Raw genomic sequence first — 14441 nt, forward strand, 5'->3', positions numbered from 1 at the left:
TCGGACTGTTCGGTACTCAAGACCGCTCCACCTCTCGTTCCACGACATCGAGTCCGTCCGCCAGCCGCACCAGCGCGGCGTCATCGGCGGGCGGTTCCCCGTACAACAGCGCGCCGATCTCCGCGGGCGCCCGGCCGGTCCGCGCGGCGACGGACTCCACGAGCGCGGCCGGTTCGGCGTCGCGGGTGAGCCCCAGCAACGGCCGGAGCCGCGCACGGGCCGCCTCCCGCAAGGTTTCCCCGGCGTGCGCGGCGGCTTTCGCCTTGCGATACAACCTCGCCCGTCCTTCGGTGGCTTCCGCCGCGCGGACCACGACCGGGATCGGCTCGGTCACCACCGGCCCCAGCCGCCGCGAACGCCACAGCGCCAGCAGCACCACCGCGACCCCGGCCTGCAACGCCGCGTACGACCAGCCCGCCGGGATCAGCTCGGACAGCGGCTTCTTCTCGGTCTCCAGCGACGGGTCGGCGGCCGTCGGCAGGTACCAGACCAGCCGCTCGTGCTTTCCGAGCAGCCGCATCGCCAGCGCCGCGTTGCCCTCGTCGGCCAGCCAGTCGTTGGTCAGCGGGGTGGGGGTGCCGAGTACGGTCACCGTCCCTTGTGGACCCGGGACTTCGAGATACGAGCCGCCGTAGCATTCCTGCGCCCTCGGCTGAGTTGCCGCGTACTTCAGGCCGCCCATCGTCGCGTTGCCCGCCGCGACGGGATCCTCGGCCTCGCAGTCGGGCGCGCGGGTCTCGGTCTCGGCCTGGCCGTTCACCCGCACACCGGGAAGGATCTCTTCGACCGTGCGAGGGCTCGGCTGCACCAGCACGACATGTTCGGCGTTCTGCCTGATCTCCGTGAAGGCGCTCTTGGGCACGTACTCGGGCTGGGTGATCAAGACCGTCGCGCCCCTCGCGACCCCCTTGGCCGCGGCGGCGGTACGCACGATCGGGATCTTGACGCCTTCCCGTTCCAGCAGCGTCGCCAGCGCGCGGCTGCCGGTGGGCTCGTACGAACCCGGTTCGAGCGCGCCGGTGGTCTGGTCGCCTCGCAGCAGGACGAGCAGCGTCCCGGTCAGCACGATCAGGAGCACGACGGCGAGCGGGAGCCGCACCCCGCGCCAGATCCGGCGGGCGTCGGGCGAGACCGAGGTCATCCGGCCGCCAAGGCGACGGGCCTGGCGCGACGGCAGCTCTCGTCCAATTCGGACAGTGACCGGTAGCCGCCCTCCGTCGCGGGGATCCCTCCATAGTGGACGTCGTCGAATAACCGGGCGCCCGCGCGCAAGGGAACGGCGACGCCGGGCAGCAGCCGCCCGGCTTCGATGGCGGCCTCGTCGGCCGTCCGGCCCGACTTCTCGTCCAGCAGCGCGCGCTCCTCCAAGGACCGCACCACGGCACGGAACCGCTCACGGACGGCGTCGTCGAAGTCCCCTCGCGACGCGGCCTCCTCGGCCGCCTTGCGATGTTCGCCGGACGCCTTGCGCTGCCCGGCGAACACGGCTCGCCCGCTCTTGGCCGACGTCGCCAGCGGACCGGATTTGAGCCGGATCACCACGACCAGCACGATCAGCACGAGGACCAGCAGCAGCACGGCGAAGATCCCGCCGGGTACCGCGCTGTCCACCTTTTCGAGGAAACCCAGCAGCTTCTCGACCACCCAGTTGAACGCTTCGGACAGCCAGCTCGGCCTCGCGGCCTGATAGCCCTCGCCCGAGAGCTCCTCGGTGGCGCGCAGCCGGGCGGTGTCCCGGTCGATGTCGACCGGGACCTCGGTGAGGAAGCGCGTCACCATGCCTGCGGCGGGGGCGGCGTCGCGATCCCGGCCGCGCGGGCCAGCTCGATGTCCATGCCCTCACGGCGCATCCGCTGATCGATGTAGAGGATCACGGTGACGAGCGCGGTGAACGGGCCGACGATCGTCTGCGCGATCACCGTGCCCACCGACTGCAGGATCAGATCGCCGGTCGACGGCACGTACATCTGGTCCAGATCGCCGAAGATGGACAGGAAGGCGCTGAAGCTGAACGGGATCGTGATGATGGACGCCAGGAACGACGAGATCACGGTGGCCAGCAGCAGGATGCCGAAGACCCGCCAGAACATCCCCGACACCAGCTTCACCGACCGGCGGAACGCCTCCATCACCGTGCCGCGTTCGAGGATGAACGCCGGGCTGGCGAGCGCCCAGAAGGTGTAGGGGATGATCGCGGGCAGCAGGCAGAAGATCGCGGCGACCATGATCGCGATCGTGTAGAGCACGGTCAGGCCGAGCAGCGGCAGCAGCCGCGGCGTCGCCTCACGCAGCGCCTCCTTGAAGGTGACCGGCTTGCCCAGCACGGCCTTGCCCATCAGCACGGTCAGGAATCCGGTGAGGACCGTCGTCCCGAGCAGGGTGGCGACCAGGCTGATCGACGACGAAGCCAGCGTCCCGCCGAGGACGCCGAGCATCTGGTTCATCAGTTCCTGATCGGTGGCCGCCGGGCCGAGATCGCGCATCCGCTCGAGGTCGGCGGTGGTGTCGACCAGCAGCAGCCCGACCAGGTTGATGGCCGCGGTGAACACGGCGGTGATCGCGGCGGCACCGAACACCATCCGCCAGTACTTGCGCATGGCGGTGACCGCGCCGTCGAGGATGTCGGTGAGGTTCAGCGGGCGCAGCGGGATGACGCCGGGCCTGCCGAGGCCGACCTTCCAGTTCGGATACTGCTGCTGCGGCTGGTACGACGGCAACGGGGGAGGCGGCGGCGTCGCCCCGGACGGGGACTGCCACTGCTGCTCCGGCGCCGGTGAGGGCGGCACTTCCCCCTGCGGCGGCGTCGGCGTGTCAGCCTTCGGCTGCGCTGGTTCCCCCGCCTTCGACTGCGCTGGTTCCCCCGCCTTCGGCTTCGGCATCTCGGTGCCTTCAGGCCCGGACGGTCCGCCGGTCTCCGTCATGCGACAGCCCCTTACCCGTTCACGTTGCTTGCGCCCACTCTTCCAGAGGGTCCGACACCCAGCCAGAGCTGGGGGGACGACACTGATGGGTGACCGCTCGCCTCACGCTGGATACCCTCTGCAGCCGAGCTGTGGGTGGGGACACCGTTAGCTCGTTATGCTGAACATCGGGCCGGGTACCCCCGGTTCGCCCCTAGAACCACCGGGACCGACTTGATGACGCAACCGCCCCACGGCCAGTGGCCGCCACGCGGCGCCGTCCAGCCACCGCCGGTGCACGGCCAGCACCCTGCCCAGTGGCACGGCGCGCCGCACCACTTCCCGCCTCCGCCGCCGCGCAAGTCCGTGGGCGCGATCATCGGTATCTGCCTCGGCGCGGTCGCCGTGCTGGTCCTCGGCCTGGTGGCGATCGTTTCACTCAATCGTGACGACTCCGATCACGTAGCGAACGCGGGCTACAGCACCCTGCCGAACACTTCGTCGCGGGCGGAACTGCCGCCGAGCGGGTCTTCGTCGCCCTCTTCTTCGACGAACCCGTTCCCGACGTCGCCGTCCAGGGCGCCGTCCTCGTCGAGCGGTCCGCAGAAGATCCTCAAGCTCGCCGACCACCCGATCCTCCAAGACCCCAACGCCGGCCTGCGGAACCGGGTCTGCACGCTGCCGCAGTGGCAGAGCAGCCAGCAGGCCGCCGAGGCGTTCTTCACGGCGGCGGGCAAATGCCTCGACAACGCCTGGGGCCCGTTCCTCGACGCCTACGACCTGCCGTTCACCCCGCCCGCGCTGCACTTCCCGACCGGGGCCAGCTTCGAGACCGAATGCGGCACGATCCAGGTGGGCATCGCGACCGCGGCGTACTACTGCGAGAACAACCTCTACGTGCCGTTCCGTGGTCTCCAGACCGACCAGTACGGCAACAACCCCGGCGTCTACCTGGCCCTTTTCGCGCACGAGTACGGGCACCACGTGCAGGAGGTCGCCGGGCTGATGGACGCGGCCTGGCAGAAGATCTACGACGCCGGCCAGAACAGCCCCGCCGGGCTGGAGATGTCGCGGCGCAAGGAACTCCAGGCGCAGTGCTTCTCCGGGATGTTCCTCGGCGCGCACGTCGACCAGGGCGGCACGGTCAGCCGGGACATGTACAACAAGGCATGGAACGACCAGGAGACCCGGGGCGACAACACCTCACGCAGCCAGGACCACGGGACGAACGCGCACTACGCGTCCTGGTGGCGGGCGGGTGCGAGCAACAACCGGATCGCCGACTGCAACACTTTCTCGGCCCCGGCGAGCGCCGTTTCCTGAGGTTCGCGTTTCGCCGCTCGCCGACGGTTTCGGTGCCGTCGGCGATTCCGGCTTGCCCGACGTCAGGACTGTATGGATTTTGGGGCGTTGGACGACCACGGATCCACACACCCCGTCGTGACCGGTCCGGTCACGACGGGGTGTGTGGGATCAGAGACGTTCAACGTCCTATTTCCACACACCCCTCACCCACGGTGACACTCGCGCGCCCACTGATGACGTCGAGTAGCGACTTAAAGACGAAGGCGTCGTAGCGCGGCGGCCGATCGCGGGCACCACGCCTCAAGAGGGATCAGGCGGTCACCGGCACACGCGGCCCGCGCAACACCAGAAAGACGTACATCCCGCCCGCGAAGCAGCTGAACACCAGCAGCGCCAGCCCGAGCGGCCGCCGCGCGTCGCTCGCTCCCGCCGTCGCTTCGGCCGCGTGCACGGCGACCGCGTCCCCCGAAGCGCCGTCGGGGACGACGACCTCGATGCGCTCGCCCTTGCCGTGTCCGCAGGCGTTGAGCGAACCCTCCATGGGCGCGCCGCCGAATTCGAACTTGACCCGCTCGGTCGCACCGCCGCCCGTGCAGCGCGCGGGCTCGACGACCTCCGCCTGCACGGTCGTCCCCTTGGTCTCGTTCGAGATACCGAACAGCCCCGGCCCGGCGAGCCAGGCCAGGAAGATCACCAGCAGGCCGGCCCCGGCCGCCACGGCCAGGGAGTTCCACCCAGGAGTGAGCCCTCTGGCGGGGTCCGATCGCTTGCGCACGAACGCCATGCTCCCAGAACCTCGCGGCAAAACACAGAAGCCCTGGGAGGCGGTGGCGGCGGCAGAGCAGAGGAGCCCACTTGTCCAGGCAGGTGGTAGCAAATAGCCCTTGCTACCGCTCGATGGTCTCCGCGGAGGTCACCTTCCGGATGTACAGCAGCTTGTCCCCCGGCTCGATCGCGTCGGCCTGCGGGGCGTCCACGCGGTACAGGACGCCGTCGCGGACGACACCCAGCACGATGTCCGGCAGATGCCGCGGCGAACCGCCCTCTTCGGACGGCTCCACCGGGCGCTCGGCGATCGCGAGGCCGGACTCGGGGGTGAGCAGGTCTTCGACCATGTCGACCACCAGCGGCGTCGACGTCGCCATGCCCAGCAGACGTCCGGCGGTCTCGCTCGACACCACGACCTGGTTCGCGCCCGACTGCTTCAGCAGGTGGACGTTCTCCGCCTCCCGCACCGACGCCACGATATGCGACTTCGGCGCCAGCTCACGGGCGGTCAGCGTGACCAGCACCGCGGTGTCGTCCCGGTTCGGGGCGACGACGACGGCCTTGGCCCGCTGCACGCCGGCGACGCGCAGCACGTCGGCGCGGGTGGCCGAGCCGTGCACGGTCACCAGGCCGAGTGACGTGGCCGCTTCGAGGGCCTGCTGGTCGGTGTCCACGACGACGATGTGGTCGGGTTCGACGTTCTCGTCCCCGAGCAGCGCGTTGACCGCCGACCGGCCCTTCGTGCCGAATCCGACGACGACCGTGTGGTCACGCACTTTCGTCCTCCACTTTTGGATCTTGAAAGCCTGGCGGGAGCGCTCGGTGAGCACTTCGAGTGTGGTGCCGACCAGGACGATGAGGAAGAGCACCCGGAGCGGGGTGATCACCAGGACGTTCACCAGCCGCGCGGACGGCGTCGCGGGCGCGATGTCGCCGTACCCCGTGGTCGACAACGACACGGTCGCGTAATAGAGGCTGTCGAGGAAGGTGAGCCCGTCGCCGTTGGCGTCGCGGTAGCCGTCCCGGTCGAGGTAGACGATCAGGACGGTCGCGAGCAGGGCGAGGACCGCGCCGATGATCCGTTTGAGGATCGACCGCAGCGGGCTGACCGTCAGTTCCGGCATCCGGATCACGCCGACGAGCTCGTGGTCCGGGCGGTCGCTCAGCCTGACCGGGAAACGCTTGAGAACCCTCATGCACAGGCTCCGGCCTGGTCCGCGTCACTCACGGTCGGGAGGATAGCCGAAGATCCTCACCTTGAGCGCGGTATGCGAAGCTCAGGGCATGTCTTCGGATGCCAAGCCGTCTCAGCGGCCCGCGTATTTCCTCGCCGGCCTGCTCGGCGCGGCCGGTGTGCTGCACTTCGTCCAGCCGAAACCGTTCGACGCCATCATCCCGAAGCAGCTTCCCGGCTCCCCGCGCGCGTGGACCTACGGCTCCGGCGTCGCCGAGCTGGGCGTCGCCGCGGCGGTCGCCAACCCGAAGACGCGACGGCTCGGCGGGCTCGCGGCCGCGTTGCTGTTCGTCGTGGTGCTGCCGGGGAACGTGAAGATGGCCGTCGACGCCGATCGCCGGAAGGCCCCGAAGCACTGGCGGGTGGCCTTCTGGGCCCGCGTACCCCTTCAGATCCCCTTGGTCACCTGGGCCCTCAAGGTGCGCGACCGCGCCTGATCCCCCGCATTTCGTCCTCTGGATGCGGTAGTTGCACGCGCAAGGACCGCATCAAGAGGACGAAACGCTAGATCGTCGGGACGCTCCGCAGGAGTTGCCGCAGGCCTTCGGCGTCCAGCAGATCCGCCGGCCGGACGGTCTTGTCGTGTTTCACGTAGTGGAACGCCGCCCGGACCTTCTCCACCGGCACCTTCTTCAGCGCCGCCCACGCCAGCCGGTACGCCGCCAGCTGCACGGCCAGCGGTTCGAGCCGGTCCTTGTCCGGCACGGCGCCGGTCTTCCAGTCGACGACGGTCCAGCCGCCGTCCGCGTCGGCGAACACGGCGTCCATCCGCCCGCGCACCGTCACGCCCACGACGTCCGCCGAGAACGGCACCTCGACGGCGTGCGGCACCCGATGCGCCCACTCGCTCTTCTCGAACGCGGTCTGCAACGCCTCCAGCTCGGTATCGGGCGCCTCGTCGACGTCGGCCGCACCCGGCAGATCGTGGATCTCCAGCAACTGCTCGCCGCCGAATCGCTGCTCCAGCCAGCCATGGAACGCCGTTCCCCGGCGCGCGTACGTGTTGGGCCGCACGGGAAGCGGCCGCCGCAGCCGTTTGGCCAGCGCGGCGGGATCGGCCGACAACTCGACCAGCTGACTCACCGAAAGATGCGGCGGAAGGACCACCTGCTGCACGCGATCCCGCGCCCGCGCGCGCTCCTCCAGCAGCACCTTGGTGTCGGAGATCCAGCCGTCCGGATCGTCCTCTTCCTCTTCCTCTTCCTCGGAGTGTTCGGCCTCTTCCATCGCCCCGAGCACCAGGTCGACGCCGTTCGTGACGCCCTCGCGCCGCGGCCACAGCGGATCGACCGGCCACCGCGACCGCCGGGAGTCCGCGACCAGCGGGTTCTCGCCGTCGGTCTCCGGCTCGTCGGCCCAGTGCTCGATGCGGCCGACCGAGTTCGCCCGCATCACCTCGCCGATTTCGAGCAGGAACTCCGACGGCCCCTTCGGCCGCGCGCTGCTCTCGTTCCACCAATGGCCGGAGATCAGCATCGTGTGCTCGGAGCGGGTCAGCGCGACGTAGCAGAGCCGCCGTTCCTCGTCCGCTTCACGCGCGACGAAGCCTTCTTCGTGCAGCTCCAGCGCCTCCTGCACTTCCTTACGGTCGGCGCCCTCGGGAATCCGCAGCACCGGCAAGTCCTCGGAGTCACCGCGCAACGCGGCGGGCAGCGAGGTCGACGTCCGCAGCCACGACGACGAACGCCGACGGCCGGGGAAGACCTCCTTGACCAGATGCGGGATCGCGACGATGCGCCATTCCAGCCCCTTGGCCGAGTGCACCGTCAGCACCTGGACCCGATCCGGGACGACCTCGACCTCACCGGGCGTGAGCCCGTCTTCCGCGTGCGCGGCCGTGTTCAGGTAGGCCACAAAGGACAAAAGGGTGGCCGTCGGCGACGTCTCGGCGAAATCCGTGACGACGTCGGCGAAAGCGTCCAGATGCGCGCGCCCCGCCGGCCCCGGCCGGGCCAGCGATTCGACGTCGAGCAGCATCGTGCGCTCCACGTCGGCGACCAGCTCGGGCAGCGACTGGTCCAGCCGCCGTCGCAACGCCGAAAGCTCGGCGCCGATCTTCCGGATCCGCCGGTAGCCCTCGGGCGAATACCGGTCCGGTGTCCCGGGATCGTCGATGGCGTCGGCGAGCCCGGCCTGCTCGACCCGTTCGGTCACCAGTACCGGTTCGTCCACATCAGGCTTCCCCGACGGCGGGACCGGAGAGGACAGCTCGCCCGCTCGGCGCCACAACGCCGCGAGATCGGCCGCCGCGATCCGCCAGCGCGCCCCGGTGAGCAACCGCGCCGCCGCACTGCCCGCGAGCGGGTCCGCGAGCACGCGCAACGTGCTCACCAGGTCCGCGACCTCCGGTTCGTCGAGGAGACCGCCGAGACCGACGACCTCCACCGGCAGCCCGCGTGCCCGCATTTCCGCCGCGATCGGTGCCATGTCGGCGCGACGGCGCACCAGCACCGCGGCCGTCGGTGGTTTTCCGGTCTCTTCCACGGTTTCGAACCAGCGTTTGGCCACCGCGTCGGCCACCCACTCGCGTTCGGCGCGGACGTCCGGCAGCAGCGCGGCGGCGATATCGGCCGAACCCGCGCCTTCCAGCGCGCGCAGCCGGGCGACACCGAGACCGCGTTCCCGCAACGGTTCGGAGATCGCGTTCGCGAGTTCGAGCACCTCGGGCGGATTGCGGAAACTGGTCAGCAGCCCGAAATCCCAGGCCGGGACGAGCTGTTCGCCGTTGTCGCGGGGGAAGTCCGTGGTGAACCGGGGCAGGTTCGCCGCGCTCGCGCCGCGCCAGCCGTAGATGGCCTGTGCCGGGTCGCCCACCGCCGTCACCGGCATCGGCGGATGCTCGACGCCGCCGAACAGCGACCGCAGCAGGATCCGCTGGGCGTGCCCGGTGTCCTGGTATTCGTCCAGCAGGACGGCGCCGTAACGCTCGCGCTCCCCCGCGACCACCGCCGGATAGCTGCTGGCGAGCTGCGCGGCCAGCGACATCTGGTCGGCGAAGTCGAGCGCGCCCTCAGCCCGCTTCCGCGCGTGATACGCCTCGACCAGCGGCAGGAGCGCGAGCCGGAACCGTTGCGCGGCCATGACTTCGGCGAGTTTCTGCGGCAGCGACGCACGCTGTCCCTTCGCGCGCGGCGCGTTCTCGATGACGTCGCACAGCCATGACGTGTACTCCGCGAGCCGTTCGGTCTCGACCAGATGCTCGCCGAGTTCCCCGGCCAGCGCCAGCAACTGCGCCGTCACCGTGGCGGGCACGCGGTCGGTGTCCAGGTCGTTGTCCCAAGTGGACACGACGCGATGGGAGAACTGCCACGACGACGTCTCCGAAAGCAGCCGGACGCCGGGCTGGACGGGCAACCGCAGGCCGTGTTCGGACAGCAGCCGTCCGGCGTACGCGTGATAGGTGAGCACCGTCGGCTCGCCCGCGGTCACCGTGGTGCGCAGGTCGCCGGTCGGGTCGATCTTGTCGAGCAGTCCCGATCCGACCAGGCGGCGCAGCCGGGTGCGGACGCGTTCGCCGAGCTGGCGAGCGGCCTTGCGGGTGAAGGTCAGGCCGAGCACGCGTTCCGGCGGGACGACGCTGTTGGCCACCAGCCACACCACGCGCGCGGCCATCGTCTCGGTCTTGCCCGCGCCCGCGCCCGCGACGACCAGCGACGGCTCGATCGGCGCGGCGATCACCTCGGCCTGCTCGTCCGTCGGGCTGTGCAGGCCGAGCGCGCGGGCGATCTCGCCCGGCTCGACCTGGCGGCGCTGAAATTCGGAGATCACGGGCCGGTCACCTGCCTGCCCTCGGGCCGCAGCGGACAGCAACCCCTTGCCGGGCAACGATCACAGTCCGGGTTCTCGGTGACGCCGTACTCCGGGCCCGCGGCCGATCCGGCCGCCGAGCGCACCAGTTCGAGCCACTGCTTGCCGCCCTCCTCGTCCAGCGGTGCCTGCTCGCGTTGAGTGGATCCGGTCTTGTTGTTGGACTTCGCGACGTAGACCAGCCGCGCGCCACCGGGTTTCGAACCACCCTCGACCGCGCCGAGCAGCACGGCGAGCTGGTACGCGGCGAGCTGCGGATGCTGTTCGGCGTCGGCGGCGGAGATCGGGACCTTGCCGGTCTTGATGTCGATCACGACCGGACGGCCGTCCTTGTCCATTTCCACGCGGTCGACGCGGCCGCGCAGGAGCACGCGGACATCGTCATCACCGACCGGAAGCTCGACCTCGATGTCCTGCTCGACCCCGGCCTCGATCAGCTCCTTGCGGCTGGATTCCAGCCAGGTGATGAAGTTCCGCAGCATCTGCTCGACCCGCGACCGCTCGCGGCGCGAGAACCAGGGCGCCCCCGCGTCGACCCGCACCCACGCTTCGTCGAGGGCCGCACGGATCTGCTCGTCGCTGCTCCCGCCGGCGACGGCCTGCGCGAGGCCGTGCACCAAGGTGCCCGTGACGGCCGCGAGCTGCGCCGGGTCACTGCCGCCGTGGCGTTCGATCAACCAGCGCAGCGGGCATTTGACCAGGACCTCCACAGTGGACGGTGAGATCCGGATGAGATCGCCCGGCCCGTGCACGGGTTCGCCGGTGGAGGGTTCCAGCAGGCCGTACCAGGTGCCCGGATGCGCTCCCGGCACCCCGGCGGCGGCCAGTTTCGCGAGCTGACGCGCCGCCCGCCGCCGCCTTTCCGGCTCGCTCGATTCGTCGCAGACGACCTCACGCAGTTCGCCGACGAGTTCGGCGAGCACCAGCGAGCGTCCCGCCGGCTTCATCCGCGAGTCGAGGCCGCCGTCGTCCGCGCCGTTCTCCTCCAGGTCGTCGATGAACCGCGAGGGCTGCTCGTCCTCCCCCGCGACCGCGCTGACCAGCAATGTCTTCCGCGCGCGGCTCGCAGCGAGGTAGAACAGCCGCCGCTCTTCGGCGAGGATCGGCGCGGTGGCGGACACCTTTTCGTCGTCGACGCCGGACATGAGGTCGACCAGCCGCTCGACGCCGAGCACGGAACCGCGCAGCCGCAGATCCGGCCAGCTGCCCTCCTGGACACCGGCGATGGCCACGACCGTCCACTCGCGACCGGCGGACGCGTGCGCGGTGAGCAGCGAAACACCGTCGCTCTTCATGGCCGCGGGGGCCAGCGTGTCACCCGCGATGTTCTGCGAGGACAGGTAATCCGCGAACGAGGCGACACTCGCCTTCGGCAATCTGTCGACATAGCGACCGGCCGCGTCGAAGAGCGCGACGATCGCGTCGAGGTCGCGATCCGCCTGGGAGCCGAGCGAACCGCCACGGTCGACCAGCCTCAGAAGGCGCTCCTCCAGACCGCTCGCCTGCCAGAGATCCCACAACACCTGCTCGACGCCGTCGCCGCGTACGACCGCCTGGTGCGCGGCGTGCAGCAGGCCGCCGACCCGGCGCATCGGCAGCGCCTCGGCCTCGGCGAGACCGGTGAGGACATCGTTGGCGCGTAAGGCTTCCACCAGGAGTTCGTCACTCGACCGCTGTCCGCCACCCGCGAGCTCCAACCGGCGCAGGCCGCGACGCAGCCGCCGCAGGGCGAGCGGATCCGCGCCGCCCAGGGGCGAGGACAGCAGCATCTCGGCCAGGTCGACGTCCAGCAGCTCCGGATCGGCGGCGAGCCGCAGCATCGCCAGCAGAGGACGAACTGCGGGCTGCTTCGCGAGCGGCAGTTCCTCGGTGGCCGACCCGATCGGCACCCCGGCTGCGCGCAGAGCGCGTTGCAGGACAAGGAAAGTACGGGCCGGTGACCGGACGAGCACCGCCATCTCCGACCACGGCACACCGTCGACGAGATGCGCGCGGCGGAGCTGATCGGCGATCCAGCTCGCCTCGGCGGCCGGGGTCGGCATCAGGCGGACGCGGACGGCGCCGCCCTCGGCGTCCGGCGCGTCGACGAGTTTGCGCTGCGGCGACGAACCGGGCAGCACCGAACCGAGTTTCGTGACGGCCGTGCGGATCACCGGGGCGAGCCGGTGGGCCGTGGTCAGCAGGACTGTGCGCTCGCCGTCCGCGTCCGCGCCGGCGAACAGGCTGGGATCCGCGCCACGGAAGGAGAACACGGACTGATCGGGGTCGCCCGCGACGACGAACTCGTCGGCCGCGTGCCCGATGAGGCGGATGAGCTGGGTCTGCAACGGGTCGAGATGTTGCGCGTCGTCGACGAAGAGGTGCCGGACACGGCGCTGCTCGCGTTCACGCAGTTCGGGGTCGTCCTCCAGCGCGAGCAGCGCGGAAGTGACCAGCTCGGCGGCATCCAGCGCGGGAGCGCTCGCGACGCCGAGCGCGTTGCCGCCCGCGCCCTGCAACAGCGTGACCTCTTCGTACTGGCTCCAGAAGCGCCCGGCCGCGATCCACTCCTCGCGGCCGCGCCTCTTGCCGAGCTCGACGAGGTCTTCCGGGCCCAGCCCGCGCTCGGCAGCGCGGAGCAGAAGGTCTCGCAGCTCCTCGGCGAACCCGGGAACGCCCAACGCCGGCCGCAGCTGCTCCGGCCAGTCGAGCGCGCCCTCTTCGAGGTCGCCGGCGAGCAGGTCGCGGACGACGACGTCCTGTTCCGCTCCGGCCAGCAGGCGAGGCGGCGGCAGATCGTCGGCCTGCGCCTCCATCCGTAACAGCGCGTACGCGTACGAGTGCACGGTGCGCACGAGCGGCTCACGGATCGTGCGCGGCAGCGGATCCTCTTCCGGGTCGGTGGTGAGCCGGTGGGTGATGTCGGCGCGCAGGACCTCGGCCGCTTTGCGCGAGGCGGTCAGGATGAGCACGCTCTCCGGGTTCGCGCCCTCGGCGATACGCCGCGACGCCGCCGACGCCAGCAACGCCGTCTTGCCCGTGCCCGGCCCGCCGAGGACCCGGCGGAAGCCGTCCGGGGCGGCCAGCAGGCGGCGAGCGCCGGAATCCCACTGGAAGGACGGCGTGCCGGTGACCGGCGTGCGGACCAGCCGCGCGTCGGTTCCTGCCGCTGTTCGCCGCCCGTTCACGCCCACGATGGAACCACGCCCCGCCGACACAACCTCGCAGCGGCACGGCAAAGTGGTCCCATGGATGACGAACTGCACGAGCGGGTGCGCGAGGTCATCGCGAGCGTGCCAGCCGGCTCGGTCGCGACTTATGGGGATATAGCGTCGGTTTCGGGAGCGCCGTCGCCGCGGCTGGTCGGCCGGATCCTCGGCGAGGACGGCCACGATCTGCCTTGGCACCGCATTCTGCGGGCCGATGGGACACCGGCTCCGCATCTTCTCGACGAACAGCTGCAACGGCTGCGCGCGGAGGGCGTCATCCCCGACGGTCAGCGCGTCGACCTGCGGAAATACCGGTGGCAACGTGATCCCGACGACGACGCTGGTCCCGGCGCTCTCTTTTAGGTTAGCCTCCCCTAATGAGCTACATCGAGGCGAAGGTGACCGGTGTCCGGCGGCTCACCCCGCATATGAGCAGGGTGACCTTCTCGGGGGCGTCGCTGGTGGACCAGGCGCCCGACCAGTACCTGAAGGTGTTCTTCCCGCAGCCCGGCCAGGCGGAGCCCGTGCTGCCCGCGCCGCTGGCCGGCGACGAAGTGCTGTCCTGGTACCGGACCTACCTCGCGATGCCCGACGACGTCCGGCCGCCGATGCGCACGTACACCGTGCGCGCGCTGCGACCGTCGGTGCAGGAGATCGACATCGACTTCGTCCTGCACGGCGACGAAGGCCCGGCCTCCGCGTGGGCTTCGCGCGCTTCGGAGGGTGATCGGGTCGCTTTCCTCGGGCCGCACGGGCTCTACGACGTCCCTCCGGAGACGACCTGGCAGCTGCTGGTCGGCGACGAAACCGCGATCCCGGCGATCGGCGCGATCGTCGAAGCGCTGCCCGCCGGAACGCGAGCGGTGGTCTACGTCGAGATCAGTGATCGCGAAGACCGGCAGGTCTTCGAAACACAGGGGGCCGTGGAGCTGCACTGGGTCGTGCGGGGCTCGGGCCCGGTCGGCGGCGCGGTACTCGAAGCCGTGCGGAAGGCGGAGCTGCCGGGCGGGACGCCGTACGCGTGGATCTCCGGCGAAGCGAACATGGTGAAGCTGGTGCGGCGTCACCTCGTACGGGAGCGCGGGGTCGACAAGCGGGCGATCTGCTTCACGGGGTACTGGCGGCAAGGGATGAGCGAAGAGGCCGCCGGGCGCGAAGCGATGCGGCAGGCGGAGGCGGGAGAGACGCCTGGTCCCGACGAGGACTAAGGCTCCTGACCTGCGAAAAGAGAGCAAGGGA

The 14441-nt window shown here is 70.4% G+C and carries 11 protein-coding genes; 4 read left to right on the forward strand and 7 right to left on the reverse strand.

Annotation, left to right across the window (positions count from 1 at the left end):
* Window positions 1-16: 16 nt before the first annotated feature.
* The 3 genes from ACXIZN_RS27580 to ACXIZN_RS27590 are packed head-to-tail and all read right to left on the reverse strand — an operon-like array spanning window position 17 to window position 2921.
* A complete protein-coding gene (locus ACXIZN_RS27580) occupies window positions 17-1141 on the reverse strand; it encodes a DUF4350 domain-containing protein (protein ID WP_457957847.1) in 1125 nt (374 codons plus the stop codon).
* On the reverse strand, window positions 1138-1779 hold the full coding sequence (locus ACXIZN_RS27585; protein WP_457957849.1) for a DUF4129 domain-containing protein: 642 nt from the start codon (window positions 1777-1779) through the stop codon (window positions 1138-1140). The genes ACXIZN_RS27580 and ACXIZN_RS27585 overlap by 4 nt, the downstream gene beginning before the upstream one ends.
* On the reverse strand, window positions 1773-2921 hold the full coding sequence (locus ACXIZN_RS27590; RefSeq protein WP_457957850.1) for a hypothetical protein: 1149 nt from the start codon (window positions 2919-2921) through the stop codon (window positions 1773-1775). Before ACXIZN_RS27590 ends, ACXIZN_RS27585 begins: the two co-directional genes overlap by 7 nt.
* A gap of 216 nt (window positions 2922-3137) precedes the next feature.
* Between ACXIZN_RS27590 and ACXIZN_RS27595 the strand changes: the two genes are divergently transcribed.
* On the forward strand, window positions 3138-4223 hold the full coding sequence (locus tag ACXIZN_RS27595; protein ID WP_321183858.1) for a neutral zinc metallopeptidase: 1086 nt from the start codon (window positions 3138-3140) through the stop codon (window positions 4221-4223).
* A gap of 292 nt (window positions 4224-4515) precedes the next feature.
* On the opposite strand, the gene ACXIZN_RS27600 is transcribed toward ACXIZN_RS27595, so the two are convergent.
* Both ACXIZN_RS27600 and ACXIZN_RS27605 read right to left on the reverse strand, forming a co-directional pair.
* Window positions 4516-4923, reverse strand: a complete 408-nt coding sequence (locus tag ACXIZN_RS27600) for a hypothetical protein (RefSeq protein ID WP_457960610.1) — start codon at window positions 4921-4923, stop codon at window positions 4516-4518.
* Between the two features lie 169 nt (window positions 4924-5092).
* Window positions 5093-6169, reverse strand: coding sequence for a potassium channel family protein (locus ACXIZN_RS27605; protein ID WP_063272018.1), 1077 nt, complete (start codon window positions 6167-6169; stop codon window positions 5093-5095).
* Window positions 6170-6257: 88 nt separating this feature from the next.
* On the opposite strand from ACXIZN_RS27605, the gene ACXIZN_RS27610 reads away from it, so the two are divergent.
* Entirely contained in the window at window positions 6258-6644 is a 387-nt protein-coding gene (locus ACXIZN_RS27610) for a DoxX family protein (protein ID WP_457957852.1), read from the forward strand.
* A 67-nt stretch (window positions 6645-6711) separates the two neighbouring features.
* Here ACXIZN_RS27610 and ACXIZN_RS27615 read toward each other — a convergent pair whose 3' ends face one another.
* Both ACXIZN_RS27615 and ACXIZN_RS27620 read right to left on the reverse strand, forming a co-directional pair.
* A complete protein-coding gene (locus ACXIZN_RS27615; RefSeq protein WP_457957854.1) occupies window positions 6712-9975 on the reverse strand; it encodes an ATP-dependent helicase in 3264 nt (1087 codons plus the stop codon).
* Window positions 9972-13187: an ATP-dependent helicase gene (locus ACXIZN_RS27620; RefSeq protein ID WP_457957856.1), complete on the reverse strand. Its 3216-nt coding sequence runs from the start codon at window positions 13185-13187 to the stop codon at window positions 9972-9974. Before ACXIZN_RS27620 ends, ACXIZN_RS27615 begins: the two co-directional genes overlap by 4 nt.
* Before the next feature lie 54 nt (window positions 13188-13241).
* Here ACXIZN_RS27620 and ACXIZN_RS27625 point away from each other — a divergent pair, with 54 nt between their 5' ends.
* Window positions 13242-13565, forward strand: a complete 324-nt coding sequence (locus tag ACXIZN_RS27625; protein WP_034313227.1) for an MGMT family protein — start codon at window positions 13242-13244, stop codon at window positions 13563-13565.
* Window positions 13566-13579: 14 nt separating this feature from the next.
* Window positions 13580-14410 (forward strand): siderophore-interacting protein, encoded by an 831-nt coding sequence (locus tag ACXIZN_RS27630; protein WP_457957858.1) that lies wholly within the window; start codon window positions 13580-13582, stop codon window positions 14408-14410.
* Window positions 14411-14441 lie beyond the last annotated feature (31 nt).

The organism is Amycolatopsis sp. TRM77291, assembly GCF_054166285.1.

Bases quoted from the DNA above. Each gene is read 5' to 3' on its own strand.
- ACXIZN_RS27580 (WP_457957847.1), bottom strand. From the start codon at position 1,141: ATGACCTCGGTCTCGCCCGACGCCCGCCGGATCTGGCGCGGGGTGCGG.
- ACXIZN_RS27585 (WP_457957849.1), bottom strand. From the start codon at position 1,779: ATGGTGACGCGCTTCCTCACCGAGGTCCCGGTCGACATCGACCGGGAC.
- ACXIZN_RS27590 (WP_457957850.1), bottom strand. From the start codon at position 2,921: ATGACGGAGACCGGCGGACCGTCCGGGCCTGAAGGCACCGAGATGCCG.
- ACXIZN_RS27595 (WP_321183858.1), top strand. From the start codon at position 3,138: ATGACGCAACCGCCCCACGGCCAGTGGCCGCCACGCGGCGCCGTCCAG.
- ACXIZN_RS27605 (WP_063272018.1), bottom strand. From the start codon at position 6,169: ATGAGGGTTCTCAAGCGTTTCCCGGTCAGGCTGAGCGACCGCCCGGAC.
- ACXIZN_RS27610 (WP_457957852.1), top strand. From the start codon at position 6,258: ATGTCTTCGGATGCCAAGCCGTCTCAGCGGCCCGCGTATTTCCTCGCC.
- ACXIZN_RS27625 (WP_034313227.1), top strand. From the start codon at position 13,242: ATGGATGACGAACTGCACGAGCGGGTGCGCGAGGTCATCGCGAGCGTG.
- ACXIZN_RS27630 (WP_457957858.1), top strand. From the start codon at position 13,580: ATGAGCTACATCGAGGCGAAGGTGACCGGTGTCCGGCGGCTCACCCCG.